This window comes from Streptomyces sp. NPDC001507 (assembly GCF_042894765.1).
Classification (GTDB): Bacteria; Actinomycetota; Actinomycetes; order Streptomycetales; family Streptomycetaceae; genus Streptomyces.
In genome coordinates, this window is the sequence record NZ_JBIAVV010000002.1 from 532,740 (window position 1) to 553,917 (window position 21,178).

The 21,178-nt window shown below is 72.5% G+C and carries 16 protein-coding genes; 10 read left to right on the plus strand and 6 right to left on the minus strand.

Annotated elements, in window-relative coordinates; all coding sequences use genetic code 11:
• Positions 1-55: 55 nt before the first annotated feature.
• Together ACFY0K_RS08570 and ACFY0K_RS08575 are read right to left on the minus strand one after the other, a co-directional pair.
• Positions 56-2,140, minus strand: coding sequence for a YhgE/Pip family protein (locus ACFY0K_RS08570; RefSeq protein ID WP_390639191.1), 2,085 nt, complete (start codon positions 2,138-2,140; stop codon positions 56-58).
• Positions 2,112-2,963, minus strand: a complete 852-nt coding sequence (locus ACFY0K_RS08575) for an ATP-binding cassette domain-containing protein (RefSeq protein WP_390639192.1) — start codon at positions 2,961-2,963, stop codon at positions 2,112-2,114. Before ACFY0K_RS08575 ends, ACFY0K_RS08570 begins: the two co-directional genes overlap by 29 nt.
• A 174-nt stretch (positions 2,964-3,137) precedes the next feature.
• On the opposite strand from ACFY0K_RS08575, the gene ACFY0K_RS08580 reads away from it, so the two are divergent.
• The 3 genes from ACFY0K_RS08580 (at position 3,138) to ACFY0K_RS08590 (ending at position 5,284) form a co-directional block, all read left to right on the plus strand.
• On the plus strand, positions 3,138-3,701 hold the full coding sequence (locus ACFY0K_RS08580; RefSeq protein ID WP_390639193.1) for an SAV_6107 family HEPN domain-containing protein: 564 nt from the start codon (positions 3,138-3,140) through the stop codon (positions 3,699-3,701).
• 147 nt (positions 3,702-3,848) lie between these two features.
• Positions 3,849-4,619 (plus strand): methyltransferase, encoded by a 771-nt coding sequence (locus ACFY0K_RS08585; protein ID WP_390639194.1) that lies wholly within the window; start codon positions 3,849-3,851, stop codon positions 4,617-4,619.
• 278 nt (positions 4,620-4,897) lie between these two features.
• Positions 4,898-5,284 carry a DUF3040 domain-containing protein gene (locus ACFY0K_RS08590; protein WP_351954486.1) on the plus strand — a complete coding sequence of 129 codons (387 nt, stop codon included), beginning with the start codon at positions 4,898-4,900 and terminating at the stop codon, positions 5,282-5,284.
• A 271-nt stretch (positions 5,285-5,555) separates the two neighbouring features.
• Here ACFY0K_RS08590 and ACFY0K_RS08595 read toward each other — a convergent pair whose 3' ends face one another.
• From ACFY0K_RS08595 to ACFY0K_RS08610, 4 genes are all read right to left on the minus strand, one after another.
• Positions 5,556-7,940 (minus strand): DUF3488 and DUF4129 domain-containing transglutaminase family protein, encoded by a 2,385-nt coding sequence (locus ACFY0K_RS08595; protein WP_390639195.1) that lies wholly within the window; start codon positions 7,938-7,940, stop codon positions 5,556-5,558.
• On the minus strand, positions 7,937-9,286 hold the full coding sequence (locus ACFY0K_RS08600) for a DUF58 domain-containing protein (protein ID WP_390639196.1): 1,350 nt from the start codon (positions 9,284-9,286) through the stop codon (positions 7,937-7,939). The genes ACFY0K_RS08595 and ACFY0K_RS08600 overlap by 4 nt, the downstream gene beginning before the upstream one ends.
• Complete coding sequence (locus ACFY0K_RS08605) at positions 9,286-10,326, minus strand: AAA family ATPase (RefSeq protein WP_390639197.1); 1,041 nt, start codon at positions 10,324-10,326, stop codon at positions 9,286-9,288. The genes ACFY0K_RS08600 and ACFY0K_RS08605 overlap by 1 nt, the downstream gene beginning before the upstream one ends.
• 622 nt (positions 10,327-10,948) lie before the next feature.
• Entirely contained in the window at positions 10,949-11,497 is a 549-nt protein-coding gene (locus ACFY0K_RS08610) for a beta-class carbonic anhydrase (protein WP_390639198.1), read from the minus strand.
• A 354-nt stretch (positions 11,498-11,851) separates the two neighbouring features.
• Here ACFY0K_RS08610 and rsmH point away from each other — a divergent pair, with 354 nt between their 5' ends.
• From rsmH to murD, 7 genes are read left to right on the plus strand one after another with little or no spacing between them, the layout of a single operon-like run.
• Positions 11,852-12,808 carry a 16S rRNA (cytosine(1402)-N(4))-methyltransferase RsmH gene (gene rsmH / locus ACFY0K_RS08615; RefSeq protein ID WP_390639199.1) on the plus strand — a complete coding sequence of 319 codons (957 nt, stop codon included), beginning with the start codon at positions 11,852-11,854 and terminating at the stop codon, positions 12,806-12,808.
• Between the two features lie 33 nt (positions 12,809-12,841).
• Positions 12,842-13,399, plus strand: coding sequence for a septum formation initiator family protein (locus tag ACFY0K_RS08620; RefSeq protein ID WP_390639200.1), 558 nt, complete (start codon positions 12,842-12,844; stop codon positions 13,397-13,399).
• The gene (locus tag ACFY0K_RS08625) at positions 13,396-15,396 is read left to right on the plus strand and encodes a peptidoglycan D,D-transpeptidase FtsI family protein (RefSeq protein ID WP_390639201.1); all 2,001 of its coding nucleotides are present in this window, start codon (positions 13,396-13,398) and stop codon (positions 15,394-15,396) included. Before ACFY0K_RS08620 ends, ACFY0K_RS08625 begins: the two co-directional genes overlap by 4 nt.
• A gap of 42 nt (positions 15,397-15,438) precedes the next feature.
• Positions 15,439-17,103, plus strand: coding sequence for a UDP-N-acetylmuramoyl-L-alanyl-D-glutamate--2,6-diaminopimelate ligase (locus tag ACFY0K_RS08630; RefSeq protein WP_390639202.1), 1,665 nt, complete (start codon positions 15,439-15,441; stop codon positions 17,101-17,103).
• Positions 17,104-17,131: 28 nt separating this feature from the next.
• On the plus strand, positions 17,132-18,544 hold the full coding sequence (gene murF, locus ACFY0K_RS08635) for a UDP-N-acetylmuramoyl-tripeptide--D-alanyl-D-alanine ligase (RefSeq protein ID WP_390639203.1): 1,413 nt from the start codon (positions 17,132-17,134) through the stop codon (positions 18,542-18,544).
• The gene (mraY, locus tag ACFY0K_RS08640) at positions 18,544-19,614 is read left to right on the plus strand and encodes a phospho-N-acetylmuramoyl-pentapeptide-transferase (protein ID WP_093504086.1); all 1,071 of its coding nucleotides are present in this window, start codon (positions 18,544-18,546) and stop codon (positions 19,612-19,614) included. The genes murF and mraY overlap by 1 nt, the downstream gene beginning before the upstream one ends.
• Positions 19,596-21,014 carry a UDP-N-acetylmuramoyl-L-alanine--D-glutamate ligase gene (gene murD, locus ACFY0K_RS08645; RefSeq protein ID WP_390639204.1) on the plus strand — a complete coding sequence of 473 codons (1,419 nt, stop codon included), beginning with the start codon at positions 19,596-19,598 and terminating at the stop codon, positions 21,012-21,014. The genes mraY and murD overlap by 19 nt, the downstream gene beginning before the upstream one ends.
• Positions 21,015-21,178: the final 164 nt, after the last annotated feature.

Below are 21,178 nucleotides of genomic sequence, written 5' to 3' on the forward strand. Positions count from 1 at the left end.
ATTCTCACAGGAACAGCGGCCCCCGCGGGCACGGAGGACGAGGTCATGGAGGTCCTCACAGACTCAGCTCGGGATGCAGCCGGTCCAGCGTCCACACCTGGCGGCGCCGGGCCGAGACGGCGGTGAGCGCCAGGGCACCCGCGGTGAACGCCACCAGGACGGCACAGGCCTGCCACACCGGCCCGAGTCCGCCGCCCGTGATCAGCCGCCGCAGCGCCGACACGACATAGCTCATCGGCAGGAACGGGTGGATCGCGTTGAAGAAGCCCGGGCTGGTCTGCACCGGATACGTGCCGCCGGCCGACGTCAGCTGGAGCATCAGCAGGGCGAGGACCAGGATCCGCCCCGCCGCCCCGAAGCGCGCGTTCAGCCACTGCACGATCGCCGCGAAACAGGCCGCCACCAGGAACAGGAACCCGACCGTCCCGGCCGCGCGGACCATCTCCAGGCCGATCGCCCAGTGCAGTACCGCCATCAGCGCGGCCGTCTGCAGCACCCCGACCGCGACCACCGGCAGCCAGCCCGCCAGCGCGATCCGCCAGGCCGCGGAACCGGCTGCCAGCGCACGCCGGTTGAGCGGCTGGATCAGCATGTACGCCACCATCGCGCCGACCCACAGGGAGAGCGGGATGAAGTACGGGGCGAACCCGGTGCCGTAGTTGGGCGCCTTGTGCAGGTCGTGCGAGGCGAGCTGGACCGGGTCGGACATCACGCCGGTGCGCTCGTCCCGGTCCTGCTTGTCGTAGTCGGGGATCTTCGCCGCGCCGTCGTGCAGGCCGCCGGCGAGCGTGTTGGACCCGTCGGCGAGCCGGTACATCCCGCCGTTGAGGTCGTAGGCGCCGGACTTCAGTTTGCCGAGGCCGCTGTCGAGACCGGTGGCGCCGGTGACGGCCGTACCGAGTCCGGTGTGCAGCTTCACGGCGCCCGCGGCCACCTGGGCCGCGCCGTCGTTCAGCTTGTCGATCTTCTTGACGGCGCCGGCGACGTCCTCGGAGAGGTGCGGGGCGCGGTCGGCGAGGGCCCGCGCCTGGGTCTGGAGCGTGCCGAGGTTCTTGTCGAGCGTCTTCAGGTCGCCGTTCTGGTCGGCGATCAGCGTGTTCAGGTCGTCGGCGACGGCGGCCACGTCGTCGGCCGCGTCCCTGGCCTTCTTCAGGTCGGGGCAGACCGGATCGGTCAGCAGGTCCGCCGAGCAGCGCGCCGTGTAGACCTCGTGCAGGGTGTCCGCGGCCGCGTGCGCGGTCTTCGCGGCCGCCGGGGCGGTCTTCACCAGGACGCCCAGGTTGTCGCGGACGGTCCGCGCCGAGTCGGCGACCAGCCGGGCGGTGTCGCCGATGGTCTTCTCGTTCTCCGCCAGGTACGGGCCGACCTTGGCGTAGACCCCGTCGACCTGGTCCGCCAGGGCCTGGGTGCCGGCCGCGACCTGCCGCGAGCCGTCCGCCAGGGTGCCCGCGCCCGTGTCCAGTTTCCTGATCCCCTTGGTGAGCTTCGCGCTGCCGGTCTTGGCGTCCGTCAGGCCGTCCGCGAGGTCCTTCGACCCCTTCTCGGCCTTCCCGATGCCGCCGGCCAGGGTGTCGGCGCCCTGGGCGGCCTGCACGGTCTGCCCGTGGATGTCGGCGAACGAGACGAAGATCCGGTCCAGGAAGGACCGGGACGCCTTGGTCGACGCGGCCGAGCGCACCTCGTTGAAGACGGTGCGGGAGATCTGCCCGACGATGTAGTTGTTCGCGTCGTTCGTGCGCACCTGGAGCGCGCCGGTCTCCGGCGAGTCGCCCGCGCTGGAGGCGATGCGCGCGCTGAAGTCGGCGGGCACGGTCAGCGACAGGTAGTACGTGCCGTTCTCGACGCCACGGCGGGCCTCGGCGGCGCTCACCTCGTGCCAGTCGAAGCTCTTGCTGTCCCTGAGCCCGGCCACGATGTCGTCGCCGGCGGTGATCCGCTTCCCGCTCGCGGTCGCGCCCTTGTCGTCGTTGACGAGCGCCACGGGGACACGGTCGAGGCGGCCGTAGGGATCCCAGAACGACCACAGGTACAGCGCGCCGTACAGCAGCGGCAGCACCAGCAGGGCCACCAGGGCCGCGCGCGGCAGCCTGCCCCGTCCGAAGCGCCTGAGCTCAAGCGCGGCCAGTCGCGGAGAGCGCATCGCCGGCCTCCTCGTCTTCCGATGCCTTCGCTGTCTTCGCCGTCTTCGCTGTCTCCGATGGCTTCGCTGTCTTCGTCGCCTCCGCGGCTCCGGCTGCCTCGGCGTCTCCGGCGTTCTGGGGGTTCTCGGCGTTCTCGGTGTTTCCGGTGTGGACGACGACGGCCCCCGGCATCGCCTCTCCGCACACCGCCACCACCGTCGTCCCGGCCTCGGCGATCGACGCCAACAGCGCCCGCACCTCGGCCCGTTCGGACTCCGACAGCTTCAGGTCGGCGTCGTCCACGGCCAGCAGTCGCGGCCTGCCGACCAACGCCAGCGCCACGGACAGCCGCAGCGCCTCGATCCGCTCCAGATCCCGTACGGCGGTCCGGGCGCCCTTGGGCAGCGACTCCAGGTCGAGCCCGGCGGCGGCCAGGACGTCGTCGATCCGCCGCTGCGCCCGCGCCCGGCGTTCCGCGCGCGGCCGCAGCAGATCGCGCAAGGAGTCGCCGAACCGGCGCTGCAGCAGGGCCCGTTCGCGCAGGTGTTCGCCGACGGTCAGGGCGGGTTCGAGGTCGGTGACCCCGGCCACGTTGGCCACCGCGCTGATCCGCCGTGCCGCCGCGAGCTGCTTGGGCAGCCGGGCCGCGCCGACGGCCGCAGTGCCCTCAGTGGCCTTCATCCGGCCGGTGAGCGCGAGCAGCAGACAGGTGCGGCCGGAGCCGGACGGCCCCTCCACCGCGATCAGCGCGCCGGGCCCGGCGTCCAGGGAGATCCCCCGGAACGCCCAGCCCCGTGGGCCCTCGAGCCCGAGGCGCTCGGCCGTGACAGGTACGCCGTGCACAGGTTCCCCCCTGTGGCATCGTTTTTGAACTGACTGGTCAGTGCAAAAACTACTCCGAACCTGCGATCGAAGCAAAACCCCAGGTCAGAACGGATTGTCAGTGCCATACCTCACGATGGGCACATACGGCACCCCGTGTGAGGGCGCCGTCACTCAGACGACAGGAGGTTCGTCATGGCCAACTCGTCAGCGTCCGCCGCCCACCGGCGCCGCGCCACCGGCCCTGCCCCCTCACTGACCGGCCCGGCGAGCGACGTGCACCCCGTGCTCCGCCGGGCCACGGCCCCGCCCGCCGCCCTCGACCTGCTCACCCAGGCCCGCGCCGCACTCGACGAGGCCGAACTGCTCGACACCCCCAACGAGCGCTACGCGACCGCCCACCTGGCCGCCCTGCGCACGGCCGCCGCCGTGCTCGCCGCCCGCGCCCGCCCCGAGACCTCACCCCGGCGCCGGGCCCGGATCCGCAGCGCCTGGGAGGTGCTCCCCGAGGTCGCGCCCGAGCTGACCGAGTGGAGCGCCCTGTTCGCCTCCGGCGCCGCCCGCCGGGCCCGCGCCGAGGCCGGCATCCAGGGCGCGGCGCGCCGCCGGGACGCCGACGACCTGATACGGGACGTCGCGATGTTCGTCCGTATCGTCGAGCGGATGCTCGTCCTCCAGCCGGTGTTGCCGCAGCCGCGCATGCAGGAGGGGGAGCGGCCGGCCGGCGACCCGGGAAGGGAGCTGCCCGACGCGGGATGACCAGGCAAGGCGGCGGAGGCAACGGGCGGCGGAGGCAATAGGGTGGACAGCGCCTGAAGCCTTCCCGCCTCCCGCACCCGGGCCCGGGGAGGCACCGAGTTAGCGCCGCCGGGCAACAGGCGGTGCCGCGCCGAGGAGTCAACTGCCGTGCCGGACCCCACTCGACCCCGCGCTTCTCTCCGTACCGCCGTGGTCTGGGAGGTTCTCCAGGACGCCCTCGACCGCCGGGTCAAGACCACCGGCCGGGACGTGCTGGACGTCCTGGACACCGGCGGCGGCAGCGGCAACTTCGCCGTTCCCCTGGCCCGCCTCGGCCACCGCGTCACCGTCGTCGACCCCAGCCCGAACGCGCTCTTCGCGCTGGAGCGCCGGGCCGCCGAGGCCGGCGTGGCCGACCGGGTCAAGGGCGTCCAGGGCGACGTCCTCGGCCTGTTCGACGTGGTCGGGCGCGGCGCCCACGACGTGGTCCTCTGCCACGGCGTCCTGGAGCACGTCGACGACCCCGCCGCGGGCGTGCGCAACACGGTGGCCGCGCTGCGCTCCGAGGGCGTCCTCAGCCTGCTCGCCGCCGGGCTCGGCGGAGCCGTGGTCGCCCGCGCCCTCGCCGGCCACTTCACGGAGGCCAAGCAGGCCCTGGAGGACCCCGACGGGCGCTGGGGCAGCGGCGACCCGATGCCGCGCCGCTTCACCGCCGAGCAGCTCACCGGCCTGGTCGAGGGTGCGGGCCTGGCGGTCACCGCCGTGCACGGCGTGCGGGTCTTCGCCGACCTGGTCCCCGGCGTCCTGGTGGACACCGAGCCGGGCGCCCTGGACGCGCTGCTCACGCTGGAGGCCGCCGCCGCCGAGATCCCCGCCTTCCAGGCCCTCGCCACCCAGCTGCACGTGCTCGGCGAGACGCCGGGTGCCACCGGGGTCTGAGATTCTCCTGAGACGAGCCCGCTGATCAGGGCCTCGACAGCGGATGGAGTACGCCACAAGCCCCCCGATCGAGGGGTTTGCGCCGTATGATCGAGGGAGACCAGCCCGGCATGACGGGTCGGCTGCCGGGGAATGGAAGCCTCAGCGAGCCGGGACTGCCATGGCGGGCTCCGGTTGGCCAATTGGCCTAGAGGGGCGGGTTTCACGGGGGCGATTCCCTGCCTATCCTGAAGGGACCCCCCGGGTCGCCCCGGCGACTGCACGATGAGGAGGACGCCGTGCCGCTCTCGGAGCACGAGCAGCGAATGCTTGAGCAGATGGAGCGAGCGCTGTACGCCGAAGACCCCAAGTTCGCGACAGCGCTTGAGGGAAGCGGCCTGCGGACGTACACCCGGCGCCGGGTCTACCAGGCGGTGGCCGGCTTCCTCGTGGGTATCGCGCTCCTCATCGCCGGAATGGTCGTCCAGCAGGTCTGGGTCAGCGTGGTGGGTTTCCTCGTCATGCTGGGCTGCGCGGTCCTCGCCGTCACCGGCTGGCGCAAGGCCCCCAAGCCCGGCGAGCAGCCCGCGGGCCCGCAGCCCCGGCGCCAGGGCCGGCCGAAGCGGTCGATGATGGACCGCATCGAGGAGCGCTGGCAGCGGCGGCGTGACGAGCAGGGCCGCTGAGGGCTCCGCCGGTGGGGCCGACAGGCTGAGCAGAGCGTGACTGAGGGGTGACCGTCAATGGACGGTCACCCCTCAGGTGTTGTTCGGCCGGCCGGAGCGAGGACCGTGCTGCGGGCCGTGCGTCACTGCGGGTGCGTGGGGGCTGGTCGCGCAGTTCCCCGCGCCCCTGACGGGGCGCGTCACAGCTACCTAGCTGCGCCCACCCGGCCGAAGGCTGGGGGAGGCACCCGGCAAGCGCCGGCAAGCGTCCCCACCCCCGGCCCGCCCCCCGTCAGCCCTCCTGCTCCGACGGCTTTCGCAGGGTCGGCCGGGCGGCCAGCACCCGTTCCCGCAGCCGGGCCCAGCCCGCCGACGTCGCCCACACCGCGCGCACGCTCGACCGCGGAGCGAACAGGGCCCGCAGGCGTGCGGGGACACCGACCGTCCCGTTGAACGCGGCCGTCACCCGGCGGACGTCGTCCGCGAGGCCCGCCGTCGGCTGCGGCCGCGGCGCGTACAGCACCTGTTCGACCGCGTCCGCCACCCGGTGCACCGACGCCGCGGCGTCCGGATCCAGACGGCCGAGCCGGACGATCCGGGCGGCCGCGTTGCGCGGGGTCTGCGACTCGTCCGGGAGGATGCCGAAGTCCCAGGCGGTGTCGGTCAGTTCCAGCCAGACCGCCAGCGTGTGCGCCGCCATGCCCGAAGGCGTACGGTCGTGCGCCCCGAGCCGGACCGCCCGCGCCCGCTGCCGGTACAGCATCGGTGACAGCGGCACCGCCAGGACGGCGAGACCGCCGAGCGCCCACAGCGCCAGCTGCCACCACGGCGGGCCGCCGTCGCCGCTCGGCACCGCGGCCGCCGCCGACGGGCCTCCGCAGGCGTCCTGCCTGCGCTGCTGCGGCGTGCAGCTCTCGCTCTGCGAGGCCGAGGCCGACGGCGCCGCCGAGGCGCCCTTGGAGGGCAGGGTCTCGTCCGGCACCGAGGAACCGGGCGTCTGCGACACCGTGTACGACGGGGTCGTGCCCCGGGTCGGGGTCGGCTCGAAGCGGGTCCAGCCCACGCCCTCGAAGTACAGCTCCGGCCAGGCGTGCGCGTCCTTCAGGCCCACCGACACCGTGCCGTCGGCCTGCGGGGTGCCCGGTGCGAAGCCCACCGCGACCCGGGCCGGGATGCCCAGCGTCCGGGCCATCGCGGCCATCGCGAAGGAGAAGTGCACGCAGAAACCACGCTTCTGCTTCAGGAAGTTCGCGATCGCGCCCTCGCCCCGGCCGACCTCCACCTGGGTGTCGTACTGGAAGCCGCCCGTCACCGCGAAGTAGTCCTGGAGCTTCACCGCCTCCTCGTAGTGGTTGGCCGAGCCCGCGGTGACCTCCTTCGCCGTCTGCGCCACCACCGACGGCAGCGAGGAGGGCACCTTGGTGTACTCCTTCTTCATCGCCGCCGAGGCCTCGGGCGCCGCGGCCAGCTGCTCCGCCGTCGGCTGCACGTCCAGGCTGGTGACGAGGTAGGTCTCACCGCGCGTGTTCTGTCCGTGGTCGCCGACGAGGGTCATCCCGACCGGCTCGTAGCGCCAGGTGCCGGCCACCTTCACCCTGCTCGGCGGGTACGGCATCGGCAGCCAGTCCTGGGCGTACCAGTCGGCGGCAGCGATCGACGACGTCACCGTCGTCCGCCGGACGTCGGCGCCCAGTCCCGCAGGGGTCGGGAACTTGTCCGGCACGCCGGTGATGTGCCGCTGGGCCGGCTTCCAGGTGGTGCCGTCGAAGTCGTCCAGGGAGACGATCCGCAGGTACAGGTCGGAGACGTCGTCGCTGCTGGTCCGCACGGACAGCACCTGGCGGTCCTCGTCCACGTTGAGGCTGTCCCGCAGCGACACCAGCGGGTTGACCGCGGAGATGGTGCCGCCGTTCCCGTCGCCCACGCCGACCCCGGTCCCGGCACCGTCCAGCAGGCCGCCCTGGATCGAGGGCATCACCAACGGCACGAACAGGGCGAGGCTCAGCACGGCGAAACCGATCCGGCGCCCGGTGCGCACCGGGGCCACCGCCCCGCTCTCCTGGCCGCCCGGGGTGCGTGCGGCCCCGCCGAACACCCGGCCCCACTGCGAGAGCCGGTCCCGGCCCTCGGCGAGCAGCAGCATCAGATAGCCGGCCGCCGCCACCAGGAACCACAGCCAGTCGGTCGGCCCGTCGGAGAGCCCCGCCGCCACCGAGTACAGCGCGAGCAGCGGCAGCCCGGCCGGAGCCGCGCTGCGGAAGGTCACCGCGAGGGTGTCCACGACCAGCCCGACGACCAGGACCCCGCCGAGCACCATCAACCGGATGCCGGGCGTCAGCGGCGCGGGTATCGCGTACCGGCTGACGTCGTCCGAGCCCTGCTGGAGCAGGTCGCCGAGGTAGCGGAAGGTGTCCGGGCCGGGGATCACCCCTGCTATCGCGTGGCTCCGGGCGAAGACCACGGTCAGCATCAGCAGCGTGGCCAGGGCCTGCGCGGCCACGGTCAGCGGCCGGGCCAGCGGCACCCGCCGGGCGGCCGCGCCCACGCCCGTCTGGACCGTCAGCAGGAACGCCGCCTGGAACAGCCAGGTCACCGGGGAGACCAGCGGCAGCAGCGCGCAGGACGCCATCAGCGTCGCCGCAGCCGCGGTGAGGGCTAGCCGGGCGCGGCCGCTCATCGCCACGCCTCCCCGCTCAGCGCGGCCGCGCCGGTGCGTTCCCGGTCGGCCTGCCGCCACAGCTCGGCCACGCCTGCGCCGCGTGGCACGCTCACGGCCGTCCAGCCGGCCTCGCGCAGCATCCGCAGCCGCTCCTCGTGCGCGTCGCCGGCGGCGGGCACGTCGGCCGGCTCCCTGACCCAGGTGTCCGGGTCCAGCACGAAGGCCACGGCACCGCCGCTGCGCCGGCGCATCTTCGCGGCCACCGTCGCCTGCTCCTCGTCGAGGTCGCCCAGGAAGGCCACCAGCAGCCCCTCGTTCCCGCCGCGCAGCACGTCGTAGGCGCGGGACAGGCCCGTGCCGTCCGAGTGGTCGACCACCGCGAGGGTGTCCATCATCAGCCCGGCCGCCTCCGCCGACTCCTGGCCGCTGCCCGCGAAACCCTCGGCGCCCTCGCCGGGCACCGAACTGCCGGTGTCCGTCAACAGCCGGACCGAGAAGCCGCGTTCGAGCATGTGGACCAGGACCGACGCGGCACCGGACACCGCCCACTCGAAGGCCGAGTCCGGGCCCGCTCCTTCGTACGCGCCGCCCCGGGTGTCGAGGAGGACCGTGCAGCGGGCCCGCTGCGGCTGCTCCTCGCGGCGCACCATCAGCTCGCCGTAGCGGGCGGTGGAACGCCAGTGCACCCGGCGCAGGTCGTCGCCGTGGCGGTAACCGCGCGGGATCACGTCGTCCTCGCCGGCCAGGGCCAGCGAACGCTGCCGCCCGTCGCCGTACCCCTTCGCCTCGCCGCTGAGCCGGATCGGCGGCAGCGGCTCGACCTTCGGGATGACGGTCAGGGTGTCGAACGTCGAGAAGGAGCGGGTCAGTTCGCACATGCCGAACGGGTCGGTCAGGCGCAGCTGGAGCGGGCCCAGTGGATAGCGGCCGCGCAGGTCCGAGCGGACCCGGTAGGACACCTCGCGGCGGCCGCCCGGCTCCACCCGGTCCAGGACGAAGCGGGGGCGCGGGCCGAGGACGTAGGGCACCCGGTCCTGGAGCATCAGCAGGCCGGTGGGCAGTCGCGAGACGTTGTCCATCCGCAGGTGCACCCGGGCCTCGCTGCCGGCCGGCACCCGCGCGGGGGAGAGCCGGCGGCTGCCGGCCACGCGGTAGCGGGTGCGGTGCAGCACGGCCGCGCAGAGCAGCGGCAGCACGGCGAGCAGCAGCCCGACCCGGCGCAGATCGGCCTGGCCGAGGATGTACGCGCAGATCACCGCCGCGATGCCGGCCGCGAGGAAGGAACGGCCGCGGGTGGTCAGCCCGGCCAGGGCCGTGCGGATCCCGCCCGTCTCCCCGCGGTCGGCCTCCGCCGGAGCACCCATCACAGACTCCGCGGGGGCTGCTGGGGATACGCCGGCACGCCCCGGCCCGGACCGCCGAAGCCGGTCTGCTGCTGGGGGGCCGCGGGCACCGGGGTGGACTGCAGGATCTCCTGCACGACCTGCTCCGCGGTGCGCCGGTTGAGCTGGGCCTGGGCGGTGGGCAGGAGCCGGTGCGCCAGGACGGCCACGGCGAGGGCCTGCACGTCGTCCGGCAGTGCGTACTCCCGGCCGCTCAGGGCCGCGGACGCCTTCGCCGCGCGCAGCAGGTGCAGCGTCGCGCGCGGGGAGGCGCCGAGTCTGAGGTCGGGGTGGGTGCGGGTGGCGGAGACCAGGTCCACCGCGTACCTGCGGACCGGCTCGGCGACGTGCACCCCGCGCACCGCCTCGATCAGCTTCACGACGTCATGGGCGTGCGCGACCGGCTGGAGGTCGTCGAGAGGGTTGACCGCGCCGTGGACGTCGAGCATCTGCAACTCGGCCTCCACGCTGGGGTAGCCCACCGAGACGCGGGCCATGAAGCGGTCGCGCTGGGCCTCGGGCAGCGGGTAGGTGCCCTCCATCTCGACCGGGTTCTGGGTCGCCACCACCATGAACGGGCTGGGCAGTTCGTAGGTCTGCCCGTCGATGGTGACCTGCCGCTCCTCCATCGACTCCAGCAGCGCGGACTGGGTCTTGGGCGAGGCGCGGTTGATCTCGTCGCCGATCACGATCTGCGCGAAGATCGCGCCCGGCTTGAACTCGAAGTCCCGGCGCTGCTGGTCCCAGATGGACACGCCGGTGATGTCCGACGGCAGCAGGTCGGGCGTGAACTGGATGCGCCGCACCGTGCAGTCGATGGACCGCGCCAACGCCTTCGCCAGCATCGTCTTGCCCACGCCCGGGACGTCCTCGATCAGAAGATGCCCCTCGGCGAGCAGCACGGTCAGCGAAAGCCGTACGACCTCGGGCTTGCCCTCGATCACACCCTCCACCGAACTGCGGACACGCTCCACAGTGGCGGTCAGATCAGTGAGGCTCGCTCGATCGTCATAGGTCGTCACCCGGCCCTCCTCGGCCCGTCATTGCCCGGCCGGCGCATCGTCTCGCACAACCGGCCCACCCCGAATCACGGACACCACGCGTGAATGGTTCCGCGCGACGTCTCACACCGCATTCTTGCTGCCGTTACCGATTCGTGTCACTCGCCTGTGGACAACTGCCTGCAGTATGTCGGTCTTACGGTCTTTCGACCGCCTATTCGACAGGGAGCCGACAGCTTACGGCGGGCGCGTTCCGGGGCGCGCGGTCCGCTCCGCGCGGGTGAGGTGACCGGATGGGTGCGCGGCGAAACGGCCGGCCGCATGGCGGGGCGATCGGGGCGGGGCAGGGCGGCCGAGGCGATCACGCCGAAGCGGGCGGGGGGCGTGGGGTGCCGCCGACCGCCGGACCGGCGGAGAGAGGGCAGGCCGGGCCGGAGCGGACCCGAACGTTCTGCCGGCCCGGTGGTGAGGCGACGCGGGTGGCCCGCGCCGCCCGTGATCCGCCGGGACCGGGCCGAGCTGGTCGGCACGGTGCGGGAGGCTCCGGCCGCTGTGGTCGCGCGCCCGGCGGCCGGCGGTCGTCGCCGGCGGACCGGTCGGCCGGGTGAGGTCTTCGGCGCGCGCGGACCGGACCGGGCCCCGGTCAGGCCGGGTCGATCTCGCGGAGGAGGCCGGTGCGGACGTCGAAGACGAAGCCGCGTACGTCGTCGGTGTGCTGCAGGAACGGCGAGGTGCGCACCCGCTGCATGGACTGCCGTACGTCCTGGTCGACGTCCCGGAAGGACTCCACCGCCCAGGCCGGGCGCTGGCCGACCTCCATCTCCAGCTCGGTGCGGAAGTCCTCGGTGAGGGCTTCCAGACCGCAGCCGGTGTGGTGGATCAGCACGATGCTGCGGGTGCCGAGCTTGCGCTGGCTGATGGTGAGGGAACGGATCACGTCGTCGGTGACCACGCCGCCGGCGTTGCGGATGGTGTGGCAGTCGCCGAGCTGCAGGCCGAGCGCCTTGTGCAGGTCGAGGCGGGCGTCCATACAGGCCACCACGGCCACGTGCAGCACCGGCCGGGCGTCCATGCCGGGGTCGGTGAAGGCGGACGCGTAGGTCCGGTTGGCCTCCACCAGGCGGTCCGTCACGGTGCCGTCCGTGGTTATGGCGCCTTCGGATCCAGTGGGAACTGCTGCGGAAGTCGTCATAGTCAAGACGTTACTGGTCACGTGCGGTCACGGCCTCCGGTGAGAGGGGACAAAGAACGTCATCGTGGCTTGTTGTGAGCTAACCCACACGGAGGGCAAAACGGACCCGCACGGGTGATTCCCGGTGAATCCCCACCCCGGCCGGGACGCCGTACGCGCCGCGCAGGCCGGTTGATTGACCGCGCGACACGGTGGACTAAAGTGACGCGAAGCGGGAGGCGAGGCTCTCCCCGCTGGTGAAATCCCCTGGAGACCCCGGCACGGTGCCCGGGCCGTCTCCCCACGTGCGCGGTGCGCGTACCGAGCGGGCGGGGACCCGGCGGTGCGTCCCCGTGCCGGAACTGAGAGGCCCCCTTGAGCGAGAGTCGACACGTCCCGGTGATGCTCCAGCGGTGCCTGGACCTGCTGGCACCCGCCCTGGTGCGGCCGGGCAGCGTGGTCGTCGACTGCACCCTCGGCCTCGGCGGCCACAGCGAGGCGCTGCTGACCCGCTTCCCCGAGGCCCGCCTGATCGCCCTGGACCGCGACAAGGAGGCCCTGCGCCTGTCCGGCGAGCGGCTCGCCCCCTTCGGTGACCGCGCCACCCTCGTGCACGCCGTCTACGACGAGCTCCCCGCCGTACTCGAACGCCTCGGCATCGCGCGCGTGCAGGGCGTCCTCTTCGACCTCGGCGTCTCCTCCATGCAACTCGACGAGGCCGACCGGGGCTTCGCCTACGCCCAGGACGCGCCCCTGGACATGCGCATGGACCAGTCGACCGGCATCAGCGCCGCTGAGGTCCTCAACACCTACCCGGCCGGCGATCTCGTCCGCGTGCTGTACCAGTACGGCGAGGAGAAGCAGGCCAAGCGGATCGTCTCGGCGATCGTCCGGGAGCGCGAGAAGGAGCCGTTCAGCAACAGCGCCCGGCTCGTCGAGCTGATCCGGGACGCCCTGCCGCAGGCCGCCAAGCGCACCGGCGGCAACCCGGCCAAGCGCACCTTCCAGGCGCTGCGCATCGAGGTCAACGGCGAACTCGCCGTCCTGGAAAGGGCGATCCCGGCCGCCGTGAAGGCCCTGGCGGTCGGCGGCCGGATCGCCGTGCTGTCGTACCACTCGCTTGAGGACCGCCTCGTCAAGCAGGTCTTCGCGGCCGGCGCCGCCACCACCGCGCCGCCCGGGCTGCCGGTCGTGCCCGAGCAGTACCAGCCCCGGCTCAAGCTGCTCACGCGCGGTGCCGAACTTCCCACCGAGGAAGAGGTCGCCGAGAACCGCCGGGCCGCTCCGGCGCGTCTTCGGGGGGCCCAGCGCATCAGGGAGGAAGCCGAGTGAGCGAGCGGGGTTCGCGGACCCACCGGAGGACACGTGAGTAGGAAACCCGAGCTGCGGGGGCGGGCGGCCCGGCTCGCCCGGCTCTTCCCGGCCGGCCGTGCCCGCCAGGCCGCCCGCACCCCGTTCGTCCTGCTCGTCGTCCTGCTCCTCGGCGGCGGCCTGATCGGCCTGCTGGTGCTGAACTCGGCGCTCAGCGAGGGCTCGTTCAAACTCGACGACCTGCAGAAGCAGACGAAGAACCTCACCGACGAGGAACAGGCGCTGCAACGGGACATCGACGCCTACTCCGCCCCCGACGCCCTCCAGCGCCGCGCCCACGAGCTCGGCATGGTCCCCGGCGGCGACCCGGTCTTCCTCGGTCCGGACGGCACCGTGAAGGGTGTTCCCAGCCCAGCCGCCCTCCGGCAGACCACCGTGCCGCCCGCTCCCGAGGCGCTCGGCACGCAGTCCGCGGGCGCGCCCGCCCCGACGCCCACCGGCTCCGCGACGGCGACGGCTCCCGCGGCCTCCGCGCCGGTGACGGCGGCCGGACCGACGCCCACCCCGTCCTTCACGCCCGGCACAGCCCCGACCACGACCCCCGGCAGGTGACGGAAGTGCCCGACACTTCTGGAAACAGGCAGCCGCCGCGCCGCCGCGTGCCCGGCCCCGCCAAGCCGCCCCGCCCCCGGGACCCCAGGGGCGCCGTCCGGAGCCGGTCCGCCCCCGGTCCCGGCGCCCGCCCGGTCCGCCGCCCGGGCGGGCCGCGCCCCCCGGCCGCACCTCCCCTGCGGCTCGGCAGCCCCCGGCCCCGGCTGCGCATGGTCGGCCTCGCCCTGACCCTGGTGCTGCTGGTCTTCGTCGGCCGTCTGCTCCAGGTCCAGGCCGTCGACGCCAGCGCGTACGCGGCGAAGGCCGAGCAGAACCGGTACGTCGTGCACACCCTGGCCGCCGAGCGCGGGGGGATCACCGACCGCAACGGCGTGGCGCTGGCGATCAGCGAGGACGCGTACGACATCACCGCCGACCCCACGATGTTCACCGGCAAGCAGCTCAAGGTGTCCGACGGGCCCGAGCAGGCCGCCGCGCTGCTCGCCCCGATCCTCGGCAAGAGCCAGGCCGACCTCGTCAAGCTGCTGCGGCCCGCGAACAAGGACCTGCGCTACGTCCGGCTCGCCACCCGGCAGACCCCGCAGGTCTGGAAGCAGATCAAGGACCTGAAGGCCGCGCTCACCGCCAAGGCCGCGACCGGCGACAGCACCGTCAACGTGCTGGCCGGTGTCTTCGCCGACCCGAGCAGCCAGCGCGTGTACCCCAACGGCGACCTGGCCGCCGGGATACTGGGCTGGGTCAACGCGGACGGCAAGGGCGGCGGCGGCATCGAGCAGCAGCTCGACAAGGAGCTGACCGGCAAGGACGGCAAGATCCGCTACGCCCAGTCCGGCGGCCGCGAGGTGCCCACCGCGGGTTCCACCGAGACCCCGGCCGTGCCCGGCTCCGACGTCGAGCTGACCATCGACCGGGACATCCAGTGGGCCGCGCAGAACGCCATCACCGAACAGGTCAAGAAGTCCAAGGCGGACCGCGGCTACGTGGTCGTCCAGGACACCAGGACCGGGCAGATCCTGGCGATGGCCGACTCGCCGGGCTTCGACCCGAACGACCTGTCGACGGCCGACGCCGACGCGATGGGCAACGCGGCCGTCCAGGACGCCTACGAGCCCGGCTCCACCGCCAAGGTGATGTCGATGGCGGCCGTCCTGGAGGAGAACGCCGCCACCCCGCTCACGCACGTGGTGGTGCCCAACCGGCTGCACCGCGGCGACCGGCTCTTCAAGGACGACGTCGACCACGACACCTGGTACCTCACGCTCAACGGCGTGCTCGCCAAGTCCAGCAACATCGGCACCATCCTCGCCGCCGGCCAGCTCGGCAGGACCCAGCAACAGGCCAACCAGGTCCTCTACTCGTACCTGCGCAAGTTCGGCATCGGCAGCTACTCCGGGCTTGGCTTCCCCGGCGAGACCAAGGGCATCCTGGCCGCCCCGGGCAAGTGGTCGACCTCGCAGCAGTACACGATTCCTTTCGGTCAGGGCTTCTCCATCAACGCCATGCAGGCGGCCTCCGTCTACTCGACGATCGCGAACGGCGGGGTCCGGGTCGAGCCGACCCTGGTGCGCGGTGCCAAGGGCGCCGACGGCCGCTTCACCCCGGCCGCCCAGCCGAAGAAGAGCCGAGTGATCAGCCAGAAGACGGCGAAGACCCTGGCCGAGATGCTGGAGTCCGTCGTGGACGACGAGCAGGGCACCGGTGCCAAGGCGGCCATTCCCGGGTACAACGTCGCGGGTAAGACCGGTACCGCCAACCGAGTGGATCCGGCCACCGGCAGGTACCGCGGCTACACCTCGTCGTTCGCCGGTTTCGCACCCGCCGACAAGCCCCGCATCACCGTCTACTGCGCCATCCAGAACGCGACCGCCGGCAGCTACTTCGGCGGCCAGATCTGCGGCCCGATCTACAAGCAGGTGATGGAGTTCGCCCTCAAGACCCTGCAGATCCCGCCGACCGGCGCCAAGGCGGCGAACCTGCCCGTCGACTACAAGCCCTGATCAGCACTTCAGCACCTCGCACAGACCACCAGGAACGAGCTCGTGACAACGATCACCCCTGATCCCGGGAACCACGGGACGCCGCGCCCCTCGCTTCGCTCCGGAGCGGGTGCGCCCGGTACGCTCACCGCCGTGCCACACGCTGATCAGTCCCAAACCACCCAGAAGGGCGCATCCGTGACATATCCGGGGCCGCCCAGGCCGGTCCAGGTCTCCGCAACACCCCTCGCGGAACTCGCCGATCAGCTGGGTGCCGCCGAGCCGGAACCCGCGGAGAGGACCGTCGAGGTCACGGGCATCACCCACGACTCGCGCGCGGTCCGACCCGGCGACCTGTACGCCGCCCTGCCGGGCGCCCGGCTGCACGGCGCCGACTTCGCCGTCCAGGCCGCCGGCCTCGGCGCGGTCGCCGTGCTGACCGACCCGGCGGGCGCCGAGCGCGCAGTCGCGACCGGCCTGCCGGTCCTGGTCGTCGACGACCCGCGTGGGCGGATGGGCGAGCTGGCGGCCACCATCTACGGCCGTCCGGGCCGCGACCTGCTGCAGATCGGCATCACCGGCACCTCGGGCAAGACCACCACGGCGTACCTGGTCGAGGGCGGCCTGAAGACCGCACACAGCACCGGTCTCATCGGCACCGTCGAGATGCGCATCGGCGACGAGCGCATCAAGTCCGAGCGCACCACCCCCGAGGCCACCGACCTCCAGGCCCTGTTCGCGGTGATGCGCGAGCGCGGAGTCGAGGCGGTCGCCATGGAGGTCTCCAGCCACGCCCTGGTCCTCGGCCGGGTCGACGGCTGCGTCTTCGACATCGCCGTCTTCACCAACCTCAGCCCGGAACACATGGAGTTCCACTCCGACATGGAGGACTACTTCCGGGCCAAGGCACAGCTGTTCACCCCGGAACGCAGCAGACGGGGTGTGGTCAACGTCGACGACGAGTACGGCCGCCGGCTCGCCCGGGAGGCCTCCGTCCCGGTCGTCACCTACTCCGCCGAGGGCCACCCCGACGCCGACTGGCGGGCCGCGGACGTGCACATCGGCCCGATGGACTCGACGTTCACCGTCACCGGGCCCGAGGGCGTCCGGATCGCCGCCAAGTCGCCGCTGCCGGGCCCCTTCAACGTGGCGAACACCCTCGCCGCGATCGTCGCCCTCGCCGTCGCCGGGCTCGACCCGCAGACCGCCGCCGACGGCATCGCCGCCGTACCGGGCGTGCCGGGCCGCCTGGAGCGCGTGGACGCCGGGCAGCCCTATCTCGCGGTCGTCGACTACGCCCACAAGACGGACGCCGTCGAGTCGGTCCTCAGGGCCCTGCGCAAGGTCACCAAGGGCCGGCTGCACATCGTCCTCGGCTGCGGCGGCGACCGCGACCGGACCAAGCGGGCCCCGATGGGCGCCGCCGCGGCCCGGCTCGCCGACATCGCCGTGCTGACCTCCGACAACCCCCGCTCCGAGGACCCCCTCGCCATCCTCGCGACCATGCTCGAGGGTGCCGCCTCGGTGCCCGCCCACGAGCGCGGCGAGGTGCTCCTCTTCGAGGACCGGGCCGCCGCGATCGAGGCCGCCGTCGCCCGCGCGCACCCCGGTGACACCGTGCTGGTCGCCGGCAAGGGCCACGAGCAGGGCCAGGACATCGCCGGCGTGATCCGCCCCTTCGACGACCGCCAGGTCCTCCGCGAAGCCATCCGGAAAACCCAGGGATGAAAATCCAGAAGACCCAGGGGATGAACTTGTGATCGCCCTCTCTCTCGCCGAGATCGCAGAAGTCGTCGGCGGGCAGACGCACGACATACCGGATCCGTCCGTCCAGGTCACCGGGGAGGTCGTCCGGGACTCCCGCGAAGCGGGGCCGGGCAGCCTGTTCGCCGCCTTCGTGGGCGAGCGCGTGGACGGCCACGACTTCGCCCGGCAGGTCGTGGCCGCCGGCGCGGTCGCCGTCCTGGCGTCGCGCCCCGTCGGCGTGCCCGCGATCGTCGTGGACGACGTCCAGACCGCCCTCGGCGCCCTCGCGCGTCATGTCGTACGACGGCTCGGCGCGACCCTCGTGGCGCTGACCGGCTCGGCCGGCAAGACCAGCACCAAGGACCTCATCGCCCAGGTGCTGCGCACCAAGGCGCCGACCGTCTTCACGCCCGGCTCGCTCAACAACGAGATCGGACTGCCGCTGACCGCCCTGTCCGCCACCGAGGAGACGAAGTTCCTGGTGCTGGAGATGGGCGCCCGCGGCATCGGCCACATCCGCTACCTCACCGATCTGACGCCCCCGAAGGTCGGTCTGGTCCTCAACGTCGGCACCGCCCACATCGGCGAGTTCGGCGGCCGGGAGCAGATCGCCCAGGCGAAGGGCGAGTTGGTGGAGGCGCTGCCCGCGGCCGAGGACGGCGGGGTCGCGGTCCTCAACGCCGACGACCCGCTGGTGCGGGCCATGGCCTCCCGTACCAAGGCGAAGGTGGTCCTTTTCGGAGAGTCGGCCGAAGCGGACGTTCGGGCCGAGAACGTGCGACTCACGGACACGGGACAGCCCGCGTTCAGCCTTCACACACCCTCCGGTGCAAGCGATGTGACCATGCGCCTGTACGGTGAGCACCACGTGTCGAACGCGCTCGCCGCGGCCGCCGTCGCCCATGAGCTGGGCATGTCCGCGGAAGAGATCGCCCTCGCGCTCTCCGAGGCGGGCTCCCTCTCCCGCTGGCGTATGGAGGTCACCGAGCGCCCGGACGGCGTGACCATCGTCAACGACGCCTACAACGCCAACCCCGAGTCCATGCGAGCCGCACTGCGCGCGCTCGCGGCCATGGGACAGGGGCGCCGCACGTGGGCGGTGCTCGGCAAGATGGCCGAGCTCGGGGACGAGGCGCTCGCCGAGCACGACGCGGTCGGACGGCTCGCCGTCCGGCTCAATGTCGGCAAGCTCGTCGCCGTCGGGGGAGTGGAAGCCTCCTGGCTGCAACTGGGCGCATATAACGAGGGTTCGTGGGGTGAGGAGTCGGTGCACGTGTCCGACGCACAGGCGGCGGTCGACCTGTTGCGCAGCGAGTTGCGCCCGGGGGACGTCGTCCTCGTGAAGGCGTCACGGTCGGTGGGCCTGGAGAGCGTTGCGCAGGCGCTCCTGGAGCCCGGTGCCGAGGGTGTTGATGCCCGATGATGAAGCAGATCCTCTTCTCGGGCGTCATCGGTCTCTTCCTGACGCTGATCGGCACCCCGCTGCTGATCAAGCTCCTCGCCCGCAAGGGCTACGGCCAGTACATCCGGGACGACGGCCCGCGCGAGCACGCCAGCAAGCGCGGTACGCCGACGATGGGCGGTATCGCCTTCATCCTGTCGACGGTAGCCGCCTACTTCCTGTCCAAGGTGATCACCGGCTACACCCCCACCTACTCGGGTCTGCTGGTGCTCGGCCTGATGTGCGGGATGGGCCTGGTCGGCTTCCTGGACGACTACATCAAGATCGTCAAGCGGCGCTCGCTCGGTCTGCGGGCCAAGGCGAAGATGGCCGGGCAGCTGATCGTCGGCATCTCCTTCGCGGTGCTGTCGCTGCAGTTCGCCGACGCCCGCGGCAACACCCCGGCCTCCACCAAGCTGTCCTTCATCACGGACTTCGGCTGGACCATCGGCCCGGTGCTGTTCGTGGTGTGGGCGCTGTTCATGATCCTCGCGATGTCCAACGGCGTGAACCTGACCGACGGTCTGGACGGTCTGGCCACCGGCGCCTCCGTGCTCGTCTTCGGCGCCTACACGTTCATCGGCGTCTGGCAGTTCCAGGAGTCCTGCGCCAACGCGACGACCCTGACCAACCCCAACGCCTGCTACGAGGTGCGCGACCCGCTGGACCTCGCGGTCATCGCCTCCGCGCTGATGGGGTCCTGCCTCGGCTTCCTGTGGTGGAACACCTCGCCGGCCAAGATCTTCATGGGCGACACCGGTTCGCTCGCGCTCGGTGGCGTCCTCACGGGCCTGGCGATCCTCTCCCGCACGGAGCTGCTCGTCGCCATCATGGGCGGCCTGTTCGTCCTCATCACCATGTCGGTCGTCATCCAGGTCGGCTCCTTCCGGCTCACCGGCAAGCGCGTCTTCCGGATGGCACCACTCCAGCACCACTTCGAACTCAAGGGCTGGTCCGAAGTCCTTGTGGTGGTCCGCTTCTGGATCATCCAGGGCATCTGTGTGATTGTCGGACTCGGCCTCTTCTATGCAGGATGGGCAGCGGACAAGTGACCGACTGGCAGGGCAAGCACGTCACCGTCGCCGGGCTCGGCGTCTCCGGTGTCCCGGCGGCCAAGGTGCTGCACGCGCGCGGGGCAATCGTCACGGTCGTCAACGACGGCGACGACGCACGCGCGCGTGAACAGGCCGCCGAACTGGAGGCCCTGGGCGTCACGGTACGGCTCGGCGACGGCGCGACCCTGCCGGAGGGCACCGAGCTCATCGTCACCGCGCCCGGCTGGAAACCGGACAAGCCCCTGTTCCAGGCGGCACGCGCGGCCGGCATCGAGATCTGGGGCGACGTCGAACTCGCCTGGCGGCTCCGGGGTCCCGACGCGGCTCCCTGGCTGGCCGTCACCGGCACGAACGGCAAGACCACCACCGTCCAGATGCTGGCGTCCATCCTCAAGGCCGCCGGCCTGCGCACGGCCGCCGTCGGCAACATCGGCGTCTCGCTGCTCGACGCGGTCCTCGGGGACGAGGAGTACGACGTCCTCGCGGTGGAGCTGTCCAGCTACCAGCTGCACTGGGCGCCCTCGCTGCGCGCCCACTCGGCGGCCGTGCTGAACCTCGCCCCCGACCACCTCGACTGGCACGGCTCCATGGAGGCGTACGCCAAGGACAAGGGCCGCATCTACGAGGGCAACCGGGTCGCCTGCGTCTACAACGTCGCCGACAAGCTCACCGAGGACCTGGTCCGCGAGGCCGACGTCGAGGAGGGCTGCCGGGCCGTCGGCTTCACCCTCGGCACCCCGGGCCCCTCCCAACTCGGCGTCGTGGACGGCATCCTGGTCGACCGCGCCTTCGTCCAGAACCGGCAGAAGAACGCCCAGGAGCTGGCCGAGGTGGCCGACGTCAACCCGCCGGCCCCGCACAACATCGCCAACGCCCTTGCCGCCGCGGCCCTCGCGCGCGCCTTCGGGGTGCCCCCCACGGCCGTACGGGACGGGCTGCGGGCCTTCACGCCGGACGCCCACCGCATCGCGCACGTCGCCGACGTGGACGGGGTCTCCTACGTGGACGACTCCAAGGCCACCAACACCCATGCGGCCGAAGCCTCGTTGGCGTCATATGAGTCGATCGTATGGATTGCGGGCGGTCTGGCGAAGGGCGCGACCTTCGACGAACTGGTCGCCAAGTCGGCAAAGCGACTTCGCGGCGCGGTACTCATCGGTGCGGATCGCGCCCTCATCCTGGAGGCCCTCGCGCGACACGCGCCGGAAGTCCCGGTCGTCGACCTCGACCGGACCGACACTGGGGCGATGCTCGCGGCGGTCCAGGAGGCCCGGCGGCTCGCCACCGCCGGAGACACGGTGCTGTTGGCACCCGCCTGTGCCTCCATGGACATGTTCGCCAACTACAACAAGCGCGGTGACGCGTTCGCCCAGGCGGTTCGCGAACTCGGCGCCTGACCCGGCCGCCTGCCGGGCGACCTTGGGAGGGACGCGTGGGACGGTCGACGTGCAGAGCCTGTGTCACATCCCCGGCCGGGCGCACGCCGCCTGGCACGCACTCCCCCGGAGGGGGGACCCCCAGCCGCGTTGCCGAAACGCCCACGTGGCTCCTCCCCCACGCT